The sequence below is a fragment of the Nocardioides sp. genome (assembly GCF_964228225.1).
GTDB lineage: Bacteria > Actinomycetota > Actinomycetes > Propionibacteriales > Nocardioidaceae > Nocardioides.
This window is the reverse complement of record NZ_CAXQZB010000046.1, coordinates 1-13,551: the sequence shown is the minus strand read 5'-3', so window position 1 is coordinate 13,551 and position 13,551 is coordinate 1. Positions and strand designations below refer to the sequence as shown.

Here is a 13,551-nt window from a genome sequence, read left to right as displayed (position 1 = left end):
ATGACGCCCGTGCCCGCCCCGATCCGACCCGTCCTCACGCTGCTCGCCCTCCTCGCGCCGCTGCTGACTGCTCCCGCCGCGGCCGCACCGGCGGACGCCGTCGCACCCGCCGCGGTGGGGGCGCGCGCCCTGGTGTCCCCCGACGCCTACCGCGTCTTCGACGCCTCGCGGCGCAGCCTGAAGGTGCTGGCCAACGACGACGGCGCCGGGCAGGTGCTCCACGTCTGCGAGGTGCTGCTGAGCGGCGCGGCCGCGGGCAAGGTCGCGGCCGGCACGCGGGGCACGGACCCGCGTCGGATCCTCATCGAGACCCGGGACGGCGCCTCAGGCACCGTCACGTTCCGCTACCGCGCGTGCCCGCCGCAGAGCACCGTCGGGGAGCTCTCGACGGTCACCCTGCGCATCACGGCGCTGCGCGACCTCGTGGTCCGTCGCGCACCGCGCGATCCGCGCCGGCTGCTGGTCACCAACCCCAACGAGCGCGTCGCGACGTTCCGCTGGGGCACCGGCAGCACCGACCGGCCCCGCGGCGGCGCCCGCGTGGCGGGGCGCCGGACCGTGTCGGTGCGCGTGCCGGCCGGTGCCGTGTACTGGGCCGCGGTCGTGCGCGACGGCGACGGTGCGGCCGACGTCGGCCACGGCGAGGTGCGCCCCGCCCGCTGACGGGCGGGTCCTACTCCGCGAACGCCTCCGGGGAGGGGCAGGAGCACACGAGGTTGCGGTCGCCGTAGGCCTGGTCGATCCGTGCCACGGGCGGCCAGTCCTTGTCGGGGTCGAGGCCGGTGGGGAACGCCCCGACCTCGCGCGGGTACGGACGGTCCCAGTCGCCGACCAGCGCCCGGGTGGTGTGCGGCGCCCGCCGCAGCGGCGACTCCTCCGGCGCCCACTCCCCCGCCTCGACCCGGGCGATCTCGGCCCGGATCGCCAGCATCGCGTCGCAGAACCGGTCGATCTCGGCGAGGTCCTCCGACTCCGTCGGCTCGACCATCAGGGTGCCGGCCACGGGGAAGGACATGGTCGGGGCGTGGAAGCCGTAGTCGATGAGGCGCTTGGCGACGTCGTCGACGCTGACGCCGGTCTCCTTGGCCAGCGCGCGCAGGTCCAGGATGCACTCGTGGGCCACGAGTCCGCCCTCGCCGCGGTGCAGCACCGGGAAGGCGGCGTCGAGGCGGTGGGCGACGTAGTTGGCCGACAGCACGGCGAGCGCGGTCGCGCGGGTCAGCCCCTCGGCCCCCATCAGTCGGATGTAGGCCCACGAGATCGGCAGGATGCCGGCCGAGCCGTAGGGGGCTGCCGAGATCGGGCCGATGCCCTCGCGCCGCCCGGCCTCCGGGTGCTGGGCGTGGGTCGGCAGGAACGGAGCGAGGTGGGCGCGCACGGCCACCGGACCGACGCCGGGGCCGCCGCCGCCGTGGGGGATGCAGAAGGTCTTGTGCAGGTTCAGGTGGGAGACGTCGCCCCCGAACTCGCCGGGCTTGGCGTAGCCCAGCAGGGCGTTGAAGTTGGCGCCGTCGATGTAGACCTGGCCGCCGTGGGCGTGCACGACCTCGCACAGCTCGGTGATCGCCGCCTCGTAGACGCCGTGGGTGGAGGGATAGGTGACCATGATCGCCGCCAACCGGTCGGCGTGCTCGGCGCACTTGGCGCGCAGGTCGTCCAGGTCCACCGTGCCGTCGGCGGCCGAGCCGACCACCACCACGCGCATCCCGGCCATCACCGCGGAGGCGGCGTTGGTGCCGTGCGCCGAGCTCGGGATCAGGCACACGTCACGCTGCGCGTCACCGCGGCTGCGGTGGTAGCCGCGGATCGCGAGCAGGCCCGCGAGCTCGCCCTGCGACCCGGCGTTGGGCTGGATCGAGACGCGGTCGTAGCCGGTGACCTCGGCCAGCCAGCCCTCCAGCTCCTCGACCAGCTGTCGGTAGCCGTCGGCGTCGGCCGCGGGCACGAACGGGTGCAGCTCGGCGAACCCGGGGTAGGACACCGGCTCCATCTCGGTGGTGGCGTTGAGCTTCATCGTGCACGAGCCGAGCGGGATCATGCCGCGGTCCAGCGCGTAGTCGCGGTTCGAGAGCCGGGCGAGGTAGCGCAGCAGCTGCGTCTCGGAGCGGTGCTCGTGGAAGACCGGGTGGGTCAGGTACGGCGTCGTGCGCGTCAGCCCCTCCGGGAGCGCGACGCCCGCCGCGGCCCCCGCGGCGGCCGGTGTGTCGGCCGGCACGCCGAACGCGGCGAGGAGCGCCGCGCGGGCGGCGTCGTCGAAGGTCTCCCCCACGCTGAAGGCGACGTGGTCGGCGTCGACGTGGCGCACGTGCACGCCGCCCTGGCGCGCCGCCGCCACGACGTCGGCGGCCCGTCCCGGCACCCGGGTCAGGACGGTGTCGAAGGCGTGCGCGTGCACGACCTCGACCCCGGCCCCGCGCAGGTCGGCGGCGAGGCCCGCGGCCTCCTCGTGCACCTGCTGCGCGATCGCCCGCAGCCCCTCGGGACCGTGGTACACGGCGTACATCGAGGCCACGACGGCCAGCAGCACCTGGGCGGTGCAGATGTTGGACGTCGCCTTGTCGCGGCGGATGTGCTGCTCGCGGGTCTGCAGCGCCAGACGGTAGGCCGGGCGGCCCTCGGCATCGACCGAGACGCCGACCAACCGGCCGGGCAGGTGCCGCTCCAGCCCGGCCCGCACGGCCATGAACCCGGCGTGGGGGCCGCCGTAGAAGAGCGGGACCCCGAAGCGCTGGGTCGACCCGACGACGACGTCGGCGCCGCACGCGCCCGGGGACTCCAGCAGGGTGAGGGCCAGCAGGTCGGCGGCCACGACGGCCAGACCGCCGCGCTCGTGGGCGGCCTCGATGAGCGGTCGGGGATCCCGCACGGCCCCGCTCGCACCGGGGTACTGCACCAGCAGCCCGGACCACGGCCCCGCGGGCAGGTCCGCCACCCGGTCGAGGTCGGCCACGACGACCTCGATCGCCATCGCCTCCGCGCGGGTGCGCACCACCTCGATGGTCTGGGGCAGCGCGTCGGCGTCGACGACGAAGGGACCCTCGGCCTTGCGCACGGCACGGCGCACCAGGGTCATGGCCTCCGCGGCGGCGGTGCCCTCGTCGAGCAGCGAGGCGTTGGCCGTCGGGAGGCCCACGAGGTCGCCCACCATGGTCTGGAAGTTCAGCAGCGCCTCCAGCCGGCCCTGGGAGATCTCGGGCTGGTAGGGGGTGTAGGCGGTGTACCAGGAGGGGTCCTCCAGCACGTTGCGCCGGATCACGGGCGGGGTGAAGGTCGCGTGGTAGCCCAGGCCGATCATCGGCTGGCCGGGGGTGTTGCGTCCGGCCAGCTCGCGCAGCATCGCGGCGACCTCGCGCTCGCCGGTGGCCGGCGGCAGGGACAGCGGGGCGGTGCTGCGGATCGCGGCCGGCACGGCGGCGTCCATGAGCGACTCGAGGCTGTCGTGGCCGAGGGCGGCGAGCATCTTCGCGACGTCGTCCTCGCGCAGGCCGAGGTGACGGTCGGCGAAGGGCGCCGCTCCCCCGGAGGGACGCTCGGGACGCGGGTGGGGGGCGTGGGTCACGGCAGGGCTCCTGGCTCGGGGGACGCGTCGACTCGTCCTCCCCCTCTGTCACCCGTCGTCGGGCTCCACAGGTGCCTGCTCCACGTGGTCCGGGTGCCTGAGAGGTTCCGGGGAGGAATTGCCCCTTCGGCGCCGGGTGCCCCGCGGTGCGGAGCCCGGACTCTCCCACGTGGGATCGACAGCGTGACCGAGCCTAGCGCGTCAGCCGATCTTGCGGGCGGCGCGGCGCGCGGCCAGCTCGTCGCCGGCCGAGGGGGCGGCGGGCTCGTCGGCGCGCTCGCTGGGGAGCTGGGCCAGCGTGCCCTCGATCTCGCGCCAGACCCCGCCGATGGCGATGCCGAACACGCCCTGCCCGCCCTGGAGGAGGTCGATGACCTCGTCGTTGGAGGTGCACTCGTAGACCGAGGCGCCGTCGCTCATCAGGGTGACGGTGGTGAGGTCGTCGGTGCCCCGCTCCCGGAGGTGGGCCACGGCGACCCGGATCTGCTGCAGCGAGATGCCGGCGTCGAGCAGGCGCTTGATGACCTTGAGGATGAGGATGTCGCGGAAGGAGTAGAGCCGCTGGCTGCCCGAGCCCTTGGCGCCACGCACCTCGGGCTCGATCAGGCCGGTGCGCGCCCAGTAGTCGAGCTGGCGGTAGGTGATGCCGGCCGCGTTGCACGCCGTCGGCCCGCGGTAGCCGCGGTCGCTGGGCAGCGGCGAGACGTCGTCGGTGAAGAGCAGTCCCTGCTCCGCGGCCTTCTCCGTGGCACGCACGGCGTCGTCCTGCGGGACGTCCTGCTCGGCGTGGGGCGTCAGCTCGTTCACGATTCCTCCGGTGATCTACTCCGTCGAGGGTAACCCCAGGGAAGGGAGCCGCGGCCGGGGACCGGCGACGAGGGGCGACGACGAGGTGACCTCACCGTAGGCCCCGTCACAGGGAGGGTCAAAGAACCCGGCGGCGTGTCGCACCCTCAACCTGAGGTTGAGACTTCAGCTCTCGAAGTCCTCGGGCGTGACCTGGTCGAGGAACTCGCGGAACTTCTCGACCTCGTCCTCCTCCTCGGCGGGCACCGCGAGGCCCGCCTCGTCCAGCACCGACTCCGCGCACACGATCCGGCTGCCCGTGCGCAGGGCCAGGGCGATGGAGTCGGAGGGGCGGGCGCTGACCTCGACGCCCGAGCCGAGCACCAGGGTGGCGAAGAAGACGCCGTCGCGGACCTCGGTGATGCGCACCTCGGTGAGCGGGTGGCCGGTCGCGTCGAGGACGTCGCGCAAGAGGTCGTGGGTGAGGGGCCGCGGCGGCACGACGCCCTGCTGGGCGAAGGCGATCGCGGTGGCCTCCACCGCACCGATCCAGATCGGGAGGTAGCGGTCGCCCTCGACCTCCCGCAGCAGCACGATCGGCTGGTTGGAGGGCATCTCGACACGGACACCCATCACATCGACTTCGCGCACACCGCCACCCTACTCCGGGGGCGCGACGGCCTCAGCGGCGCAGCCCGGCCTTCACCAGCGTCGCGTGCAGGCGCACCGAGAGCGCCGCCAGCCGGGCGGTGACGTCCTCGGCGTGCTCCTGGGCGCCGGCGTCGTGGGTGCGCTGCAGCGGCGCCACCACCTGCCGCACCAGACCCACCTCGCGGTCGGCGGCGGCGCGGAACCCGCGCAGGTGACGCGGCTCCAGGCCGAACGCGGCGAGCTCGCGCGCGGTGGTCGCGATGATCAGCGCCTCGGTGTCGTAGTGGTTCGTGCCGGTGCGGGGCGAGACGAGGCCGAACTGCTCCAGCTCGGCCAGCATCGCCTCGTCGATCTCGGCCAGCTTGACCAGCTCGCGCCGGCTGAGCCGGATCTGGTCGCGGCGGCTGAACTCCTCGGGGCTCGGCGTGCCGTCGGCCTCCAGCACCGCCGCGGGCACCGTGGGCAGGGTGGGCTCGATCGGCGGCGGGGCGAGCCCGCGGTCGAGAGCGTCGAGGTGCTCGCCGATGACCTTCAGCGGCAGGTAGTGGTCGCGCTGCATCGTGAGCACGTACCGCAGCCGCTCGACGTCGTGCGGGGCGAACTTGCGGTAGCCCGACGGGGTGCGCTCGGGCTTGATCAGGCCCTTGTCCTCGAGGAAGCGGATCTTGGGGATCGTGATCGACGGGAAGTCCTCGCGCAGCAGGTCGAGCACCTGGCCGATCCCCCAGCGGGTGCTCTCCGGTGCGCCCTCAGCAGCGGCGCCCACGGCTCAGCCGCGGTCCTCGTGGCCGGCGAAGAACACCAGGCGGTACTTGCCGATCTGCACCTCGTCGCTGTCGCGCAGCGAGGTGGTCTCGATCCGGTCGCGGTTGACGTAGGTCCCGTTGAGGCTGCCGGCGTCCTCGACGGTGAAGGTGTCGCCCTGCCGGCGGAACACCGCGTGGCGCCGCGAGACGGTGACGTCGTCGAGGAAGATCTCGCTCTCGGGGTGGCGCCCGGCGTTGACGACGTCGGTGTCGAGCAGGAAGCGGCTGCCCGCGCCGGGGCCCTTCTGCACCACCAGCAGCGCGTGGCCGACCGGGAGCGCGTCGACCGCCGCGGCGTCGACGGCGGTGAGCGCGCGGTCGGAGGTCTCGGTGGGGTCCTGGCCGGGGCGGAGCCCGGCCTGCGTCACCTGGGAGAGCTGCCCGATCTGCCCGATCTGCATCGTGGAGGTGGTCTGGGCACCGGGCTCGGCGCCGAGGGCCACCAGGCGGGTGCCGCACTGGGCGCAGAAGTTGGCGTCGTCCGGATTCTGCCGGCCACAGGCGGTGCAGAACGGCATCGCGCCCACCCTCCGTCTCGTCTCGATCGGTTCCGTCACGCTCCTCAACCCTCACGACAGGGTTGAGGTCGGCGTGGGGCCGAACCTACCAGCCGCGCCCCGCCGCGGCAGGAGAGTCAGGCCTCGATGGTCGCGGTGTAGTCGGCCACGTCGAGCAGCCCGTCGACCTGCCCCGCGTCGGCCGGCACGACCTCGAACAGCCAGCCCGCGCCGTAGGGGTCGCTGTTGACCAGCTCGGGGGTGGCGTCGAGGGTCTCGTTGCGGGCCACGACCTCCCCCGAGATCGGCGCGTAGACGTCGCTCACCGACTTGGTCGACTCCAGCGTCCCGCAGGTGGCGCCGGCCTCGACCTGCTCCCCCACCTCGGGCAGCGAGACGTAGACGATGTCGCCGAGCGCGTCCTGGGCGAAGTCGGTGATGCCGATCCGCACGGCACCGGCGTGCTCGCCCTCGCGGCGCACCCACTCGTGCTCGCTGGTGTACTTCAGGTCCTCCGGATACACGCTGACTCCCGTCCCGATGTTGCGTCTCCCGCCCCGGCCGGCGCGCGGGTGTGGCGCGGGCTCCGGTGCGACGTCTCCTGCGGAGGCTACTGCCCGAGGGGCCGCCGTGCCGAGTGCCCCCTCCCGGTCAGCCCGCCGGTTCGGCGTACCGGCTGCGCTGGGGCTGCCGGACGGTGGAGATGTCGAGACTCTGCAGCTCCTCGACCTCCACCACGGCGCCGTCGGACTCCAGCTGGCTGCGGGGGCCGAGCGGGAAGCTCATGGCACCGGCGAGCGTGCTCGGCACGCCGATGGCCTCCACGACGTAGGGCGCGCTGAGCTGGAGGCCGTCGACCAGCAGACCGGTGGGTCCCTCCTCGATCGAGGTGCTGGCCACCACGCGCACCGAGCCGTTGATCTGGATGGCCTCGGCCTCGACCGACCGGAGCTCCTGGATGGTGTCGAGCATCGAGCCGACCGAGACCTCTCCGCCGGACGGCTCGGAGATCGTGACCCGGATCCCGGGACCGGTGACCGGCACCAGACCGGCCAGCACGTTGAGGTCGTCGAGCTCCTGCGCGGCCTGGTCGAGCGCCGCCCGTCGTCGCGAGGACTCCGAGCGCAGGGCGTCGCGGGTGGCGGTGAGCTGCTCGATCTCGTCCTGGGTGCGCTGCGTGGTGCCCGCCAGGCCCTGGAGGATGTCGATGAGGTCCTGTTCGCGCAGGCCGGCGTAGGAGGACTGCGCGCCGGCGTTCTGGATCTGGGCGACCACCGCGAAGCCCAGCAGCGCCAGCAGCACCGCCACCACCACCTGGCGGCGCCGCCCCGCGCCGGGACCCTCGGGCGCGCGGTGCTCGGGGCCCTCGTGCCCCTCCTGCCCGTGGTGCTCGTGCTCGTCGGGCTCGCTCATGGCGCTCACGCGTGGAAGAGGTGACGGCGGATGGCGGCGGCGTTGGAGAAGATCCGGATGCCGAGCACGACGATGACGCCGGTGGACAGCTGACCGCCGACGCCGAGCTGGTCGCCGAGGTAGACGATCCCCGCCGCGATGACGACGTTGCTGCTGAAGGAGACCACGAAGACCTTGTCATCGAAGATACCGTCGAGATAGGCGCGCAGACCGCCGAAGGTCGCATCGAGGGCGGCCACCACGGCGATCGGCAGGTACGGCTCGAGGGCGAGCGGCACGTCGGGCTGCAGCACCAGCCCGAGCACGACGCCGACGAGCAGGCCGAGAGCGGCGATCACGGGGCGGATCCTTCCGGGTCGGTGCGGTCCTGCGGCGCGACCGAGGCCGAGCGCAGGGTGCGCAGGGTGGGCGGCGTGGCCGGCAGGCGGAGGTCGGAGACGTTCTCGACGGAGTATTCCAGCCCGAAGCCCTCCACGCGCCCGAGGAACGCGAGGCCGGAACTGGTCTCGAACAGGCGAGCGCCGAGCGTGGCGGTGTCGCCGATGGCCTCGATCACGAACGGGGACGAGATCCCGACGGTGTTGACCTGGATCGCCTGCCCGCTGCTGCGGACCGCGGAGCGGGTCGAGAGCCGGTTGCCGTTGACGGCGATCGCCTCCGCACCGGCCTCCCACAGGCCGTTGACCGCGAGCGCGAGGTCGGAGTCGAGCAGGGAGCCCTCCCCCGCGGGCCCCGGCGGGTCGAGGACCTCGATGCGGACGCCCTCACCGCGGGCCGCGGCGAAGCCGGTCTGGACGCCGAGGCGCACGACCTGCAGGGAGGCCTCCTGCTCGGTGTCGCCGAGGTCGCGGTTCTGCTGCTCCAGCGCACCGGTGCGGGCGCGCAGCGTGGCCAGGCGCTCCTGCTGGCGGGCCACCCGCTCGCGCTGCGACTCGATCCGGGAGATCAGCGTGGCCCGGCTCTCGTCGGCGATGTCGGCGTTGGAGCGGGTCTGCACGAACGCGGTGGCGGCCATGATCCCGAAGACCGCCACCACCACCGCCGCGGTGCGCTGGGCCCGCCCCGGGGGCCGCGGCGCCGCACCGGAGGCGCGGCGGCGGGCGGCGGCGAGGTAGTCCTCCTCCAGCGCCTGCTGGGACAGCAGCACCAGCAGCGGCAGCCGCGCCCGCAGGTCGGCGCTCGAGCCGCCGTCGGCGGCCGGGGGACGCCGTGCGGGCCGGCGCGGGAGGACGCCCATCAGCCTGTGGCGGAGGCGGGCAGGCGGGGCATGGTCTGCAGCAGGCGTCGGACCTGCCAGGCGTAGAGGATGCCCGCCCACCAGTACAGCCCGACGCCCCAGAAGGCGAACGCCCAGCCGAACACCTGGGCCAGGGTGGCGACGGTGCCGTCACCGTCACCGAGCAGCAGCAGCGGGAAGGCGTAGAGCAGGTTGAACGTGGCCGCCTTGCCGAGGAAGTGCACCGGGAGCGAGCTGTACCCGCGGGTGCGCAGCAGCGGCACCAGGCCCCACATCAGCGCGTCGCGCAGCGGCAGGGAGACCGCGAGCCACCACGGGATGACGTCGCGCATCGCCAGGCCCACGACGACGGCCAGGATGTAGAGCCGGTCCGCGACGGGGTCGAGCACCTGCCCCAGCGCCGACTGCTGGTCCAGGCGGCGGGCGAGGTAGCCGTCGAGGAAGTCCGTGACGCCCGAGACCACCAGCACCGCGAGCGCGGCGGCGTCGGCCTCGGGGCCGAGCACGAGGTAGAGGAACAGCGGCACCCCGAGCAGCCGCAGCCCGCTGAGCAGGTTCGGCAGGGTCCAGACGCGGGCGCCGTCGGCGGGCGTCAGGGCGTCGGTCACGCCGCCACCCTAACCATCGACACCCCGCGATCAGCCCCGACCCGGCGCGCCGGCGTCGGACTGGTCGTGGTGGGCGGCGTCGCGGATCTCCCCGACCAGCTCCTCGATGACGTCCTCGAGCGTCACCACGCCCGCGGTCACCCCCTCACGGGTCACCACGCGGGCCATGTGGGCGCCACCGCGCTGCAGCACCTCCAGCGCGTCGTGCAGCAGGGTCGTGTCGAGCACCGAGACCAGCGGGCGCAGCAGCCGTGCGGGGATCGGCGTCTCGCGCTTCTCCCCGTCCGGCTCCAGCACGTCCTTGAGGTGGAGGTAGCCGACCAGGTCGCCGCCGTCGCGGTCGACCACCGGGAACCGGGAGAAGCCGGTCGCGGCGACCAGGGCCTCCACGTCCGAGGGCGTGGTGACGCCGAGTCGCACGGTGGTGAGGTCGGCGCGCGGCAGCACGACCGCGGCGGCGGTCTTCTCGGTGAAGCCCAGGGCGCCGGCGAGCCGGTCGTACTCCTGCTCCTCGAGCAGGCCCTCGCCCCGCGACTCCTCCACCAGGGCGGCGACCTCCTCGCGGGTGAAGGAGGAGGAGACCTCGTCACGCGGTTCGATGCGCAGCGTGCGCAGCACGGCGTTGGCCAGGGCGTTGAGCACCAGGATCACCGGGCGCAGGACGTAGACCACCGCGAGCAGGAGCGGGCCGAGCACCAGCGCCGCCCGCTCGGGGCCCGCGATCGCGATGTTCTTGGGCACCATCTCCCCCAGCACCACGTGCAGCGAGACCACGACCAGCAGCGCCAGCGTGAACGCCACCGGGTGCACCAGGCCCTCCGCGACCCCGAGGCGCTCGAAGCCGGGTTCGAGCAGGTGGGCGAGGGCCGGCTCGGCCACGGCACCGAGGCCGAGGGAGCAGACGGTGATGCCGAACTGCGCGCCGGCCATCATCACCGAGACGTTCTCCATCGCCCGCAGCGTGGTGCGGGCCATCCGGGACCCGGCCTGCGCGCGGGGCTCGATCTGGCTGCGGCGCGCGGAGATCAGCGCGAACTCGGCGCCGACGAAGAAGGCGTTGAGGGCCAGCAGGACGGCGGCCAGCGGCAGGGCGGCGGTGTCGCTCACCGCTCCTCCTCGGGGGTGCGGGGCAGGCGCAGCGCGAGCCGGTCGATCCGCAGGCCGTCCATGTGCTCGACCGACAGCACCGCGAGCCGGGTCCGGCCGGGGTCGTGCTCGGTCGCGTCGGGCACCTCGCCCTCGGCGAGGTCGCCGGCCACCGGGATGCGACCGAGCACCTTGAGCACCAGGCCGGCGACGGTGTCGTAGTCCTCGCTCTCGGGCAGGTCGACGCCGGTGAGGTCGGCGACCTCGTCGGGACGCAGCAGGCCCGACAGCGACCACGACCCGTCGGCACGCTCACGGGCGCGGGCGCCGAGCCGGTCGTGCTCGTCGGCGATGTCGCCGACGATCTCCTCCACGACGTCCTCGAGGGTCACGATGCCGGCCTGGCCGCCGTACTCGTCGAGCACGATGGCCATCTGGAACCCGTCGGCGCGCAGCAGCGCCAGCAGCGGGTCCAGCCGCAGCGAGTCGGGCACGACGATCGGCTTCACCATCAGGTGACGCACCTTGGTCGTGCTGCGCTCGTGCACGGGCAGGGCCACGGCGGCCTTGACGTGCACGGTGCCGACCACGGCGTCGTCGTCGTCAAGCACGGGGAAGCGGGAGTGGCCGGAGTGCCGGGCCAGCTCGATCACCGCGGTGGCGCGGTCGTTGAGGTGCAGCGCGCGGGTGCGCACCCGCGGGGTCATGATCTCCCCGGCGGTGCGCGTGCCGAACTCCACCGAACGCTCCATCAGCTCGGCGGTGTCGGCGTCGAGGGTGCCGACGTCGGCCGAGCGCTGGATGAGCGAGGACAGCTCGCTCGCGCTCCGGGCCGAGCGCAGCTCCTCCTGGGGCTCGACCCCGAGCCGGCGCACGAGTGCGTTGGCCGAGCCGTTGAGCACCCGGATCGGCAGCGCCATCGCGGCGGTGAACAGCCGCATGGGCGCCTGGGTGGCGCGGGCCGTGGCGAGCGGCACCGCGATCGCGATGTTCTTGGGCACCAGCTCGCCGAAGATCATCGTCAGCACCGTGGAGAGCACCAGGCCGGTCGCGAGGGCGATCGGCGCGACCCCGCCGGCGGGCACGCCGGCCCCCCGCAGCGGATCGCGGAGCAGCTCGGCGATCGCCGGCTCGGCCAGGAAGCCGATCCCGAGGTTGGTGACGGTGATCCCGACCTGGGCCCCCGAGAGCTGGGTGGACAGCGACCGGAGCGCGTGCTGCACGCCCTCCGCCCGGGCGTCACCCTCGGCCGCCGCCCGCTCCACCTGGGCGCGGTCGACGGTGACGAAGGAGAACTCCGCGGCCACGAAGACCCCGCAGAGCAGCACGAGGCCGAGGGCGAGCGCCAGCAGCAGCCAGGCCGTCACGCGCCGTCACCTCGGGGCGACGGAGCGGGGCCCGGATCCGGGCTCGGATGTGGGCTCGGGTCCGGGCTCGGTTCTGGGGAGCCGTCCATAGGGCGGTGCAGGTCCTTCGGGAAGGTCGGGGGCGGGCGGCCTCAGCCTAGCGGCGCCGTCGTCAGTCGCCGCTGGGCAGCGGCTCGGGGCCGAAGTCGCGGCTGCACACCTCGATGCCGGCGCACGAGAGCAGGGCCTGCGTGCGGCGCTGGAGCTCGGCCAGCACCCCGGCGTAGCGCGGGTCGTCGGCGAGGTTGTGGTTCTCGGCCGGATCGACCGCGTGGTCGTAGAGCTCGTCGAGGTCCTCGCCGTTGAAGTGGGCGTAGGTGTAGCGCTCGGTGGTGACGCCGCGCCACCACCAGCCGGTGCCGCCGTCGTCGGTCTGCTTGGACTGCCCGGCCTGGATGAGCACGGTCTGGCGCAGCGGGGCGTCGTCCTCGAGGGTCGGCACCAGCGACACGCCGTCCTGCTGCACCAGCGGGGTGGCCCCGCTGAGGTCGGCGAAGGTCGGGGCGAGGTCGATCATCAGCGCCCGCTGGTCACGCACCTCGCCGGCCGGCACCCCGGGGCCGCGCACGAGCAGCGGCACGCGGATGGACTGGCGGTAGGGCACGTTCTTGGTGACCAGGTGGTGCTCCCCCACCAGGAAGCCGTTGTCGCTGGTGAAGAAGATGTAGGTGTCCTCGAGCTCACCGGTGCGCTGCAGGGCCGCGATCAGCATCGCGACGCCGTCGTCGACCGCCTGCAGGCTGCGGATCCGGGAGCGGAAGATCTCGTTGATCTTCGCCGCGCCGGGCCGGTTCTTGGACTGGACGAGCTCGTTGTTGTCCGACACGTCGTCGCTGAGGTAGCCCGGGTCGCGCAGCGACGGCGACGGCACGTTGGCGAACGCGCGCCGGTAGCGCTGCGGCGGCACGGCCACCGCGCTGGAGGGGTAGCCGTTGGCGGGGTCGACGCGCCCGTGCGGGGCGACCTGCGAGGCCCAGAGGAAGAACGGCCGGGTGCCGGCGAAGTCCTCGACGAGGTCGACGACCTTGCGGTTGATGTAGTCGACGTTGTTGATGCCGCGGTACCAGGTGCGCCGGCCGTTGTTGTACATCTGGAACGGGGTGTAGGCGTACTGGCCGATCATCGTGGGGTCCCAGTAGTCCCAGCCCGGCTGGCGCGGCCCCTTCGTGCCGAAACCGTTGAGGTACTTGCCGGTGAAACCGGTGCGGTAGCCCGCCCGGGAGAGCCACACCGGCAGGGCGGTCTCCTCGTGCAGGGCGGCGTAGTTGAACGGCGCCTGGTTGGAGGTGACGCCGTTGTTCTGGGCGTACTGGCCGGTGAGGATCGCCGCACGGGCGGGGCAGCACAGCGGGTGCGGCGAGAGCGCGCGCTGGAAGGTGACGCCGGCCTCGCCGAGGAGTCGGCGCGTCGTCGGCATCCAGGCCAGGTCGCTCACCGTCATGTCGTCGGTGGTGATCCGGCCGATGTGGGGCCGCGCGGCCGCCCGGGCGGCCGCTCCGACG

14 protein-coding genes and 1 riboswitch are annotated in these 13,551 nt (G+C 73.7%); of the genes, 1 reads left to right on the top strand and 13 read right to left on the bottom strand.

Going from position 1 to position 13,551, the window contains the following annotated elements:
• Positions 1 to 9 precede the first annotated feature (9 nt).
• A complete protein-coding gene (locus ACERUJ_RS10335) occupies positions 10 to 663 on the top strand; it encodes a hypothetical protein (protein WP_370248438.1) in 654 nt (217 codons plus the stop codon).
• A 10-nt stretch (positions 664 to 673) separates the two neighbouring features.
• Here the strand turns inward: ACERUJ_RS10335 and gcvP are convergent, their stop codons facing one another.
• From gcvP to ACERUJ_RS10270, 13 genes are all read right to left on the bottom strand, one after another.
• On the bottom strand, positions 674 to 3,559 hold the full coding sequence (gcvP, locus tag ACERUJ_RS10330; RefSeq protein ID WP_370248437.1) for an aminomethyl-transferring glycine dehydrogenase: 2,886 nt from the start codon (positions 3,557 to 3,559) through the stop codon (positions 674 to 676).
• Positions 3,560 to 3,634: 75 nt separating this feature from the next.
• Positions 3,635 to 3,737: riboswitch (glycine riboswitch) on the bottom strand.
• A gap of 23 nt (positions 3,738 to 3,760) precedes the next feature.
• Positions 3,761 to 4,357, bottom strand: a complete 597-nt coding sequence (locus ACERUJ_RS10325) for a MerR family transcriptional regulator (protein WP_370248618.1) — start codon at positions 4,355 to 4,357, stop codon at positions 3,761 to 3,763.
• 174 nt (positions 4,358 to 4,531) lie between these two features.
• On the bottom strand, positions 4,532 to 4,996 hold the full coding sequence (locus ACERUJ_RS10320) for a bifunctional nuclease family protein (RefSeq protein WP_370248436.1): 465 nt from the start codon (positions 4,994 to 4,996) through the stop codon (positions 4,532 to 4,534).
• A 31-nt stretch (positions 4,997 to 5,027) separates the two neighbouring features.
• The gene (locus ACERUJ_RS10315) at positions 5,028 to 5,762 is read right to left on the bottom strand and encodes a MerR family transcriptional regulator (protein WP_370248435.1); all 735 of its coding nucleotides are present in this window, start codon (positions 5,760 to 5,762) and stop codon (positions 5,028 to 5,030) included.
• Positions 5,763 to 5,765: 3 nt separating this feature from the next.
• Positions 5,766 to 6,320: an FHA domain-containing protein gene (locus tag ACERUJ_RS10310; RefSeq protein WP_370248434.1), complete on the bottom strand. Its 555-nt coding sequence runs from the start codon at positions 6,318 to 6,320 to the stop codon at positions 5,766 to 5,768.
• Positions 6,321 to 6,436: 116 nt separating this feature from the next.
• The gene (gene gcvH, locus ACERUJ_RS10305; protein WP_370248433.1) at positions 6,437 to 6,823 is read right to left on the bottom strand and encodes a glycine cleavage system protein GcvH; all 387 of its coding nucleotides are present in this window, start codon (positions 6,821 to 6,823) and stop codon (positions 6,437 to 6,439) included.
• A 127-nt stretch (positions 6,824 to 6,950) separates the two neighbouring features.
• Positions 6,951 to 7,712, bottom strand: a complete 762-nt coding sequence (locus ACERUJ_RS10300; protein WP_370248432.1) for a DUF881 domain-containing protein — start codon at positions 7,710 to 7,712, stop codon at positions 6,951 to 6,953.
• A gap of 5 nt (positions 7,713 to 7,717) precedes the next feature.
• Positions 7,718 to 8,050 (bottom strand): small basic family protein, encoded by a 333-nt coding sequence (locus ACERUJ_RS10295; RefSeq protein WP_370248431.1) that lies wholly within the window; start codon positions 8,048 to 8,050, stop codon positions 7,718 to 7,720.
• Entirely contained in the window at positions 8,047 to 8,949 is a 903-nt protein-coding gene (locus ACERUJ_RS10290; RefSeq protein WP_370248430.1) for a DUF881 domain-containing protein, read from the bottom strand. The genes ACERUJ_RS10295 and ACERUJ_RS10290 overlap by 4 nt, the downstream gene beginning before the upstream one ends.
• Positions 8,949 to 9,557, bottom strand: a complete 609-nt coding sequence (locus ACERUJ_RS10285) for a CDP-alcohol phosphatidyltransferase family protein (protein ID WP_370248429.1) — start codon at positions 9,555 to 9,557, stop codon at positions 8,949 to 8,951. Before ACERUJ_RS10285 ends, ACERUJ_RS10290 begins: the two co-directional genes overlap by 1 nt.
• A gap of 30 nt (positions 9,558 to 9,587) precedes the next feature.
• Positions 9,588 to 10,664, bottom strand: coding sequence for a hemolysin family protein (locus ACERUJ_RS10280; protein WP_370248428.1), 1,077 nt, complete (start codon positions 10,662 to 10,664; stop codon positions 9,588 to 9,590).
• Positions 10,661 to 12,010, bottom strand: a complete 1,350-nt coding sequence (locus ACERUJ_RS10275) for a hemolysin family protein (RefSeq protein WP_370248427.1) — start codon at positions 12,008 to 12,010, stop codon at positions 10,661 to 10,663. The genes ACERUJ_RS10280 and ACERUJ_RS10275 overlap by 4 nt, the downstream gene beginning before the upstream one ends.
• 151 nt (positions 12,011 to 12,161) lie before the next feature.
• Positions 12,162 to 13,551: sulfatase (locus tag ACERUJ_RS10270; RefSeq protein WP_370248426.1), on the bottom strand; the 1,390-nt coding region annotated here is incomplete at its 5' end.

What these genes read in the sequence shown, in the direction of transcription:
- ACERUJ_RS10310 (WP_370248434.1), bottom strand. Translation starts at nt 6,320, where the DNA reads ATGCCGTTCTGCACCGCCTGTGGCCGGCAGAATCCGGACGACGCCAAC.
- ACERUJ_RS10300 (WP_370248432.1), bottom strand. Translation starts at nt 7,712, where the DNA reads ATGAGCGAGCCCGACGAGCACGAGCACCACGGGCAGGAGGGGCACGAG.
- ACERUJ_RS10290 (WP_370248430.1), bottom strand. Translation starts at nt 8,949, where the DNA reads ATGGGCGTCCTCCCGCGCCGGCCCGCACGGCGTCCCCCGGCCGCCGAC.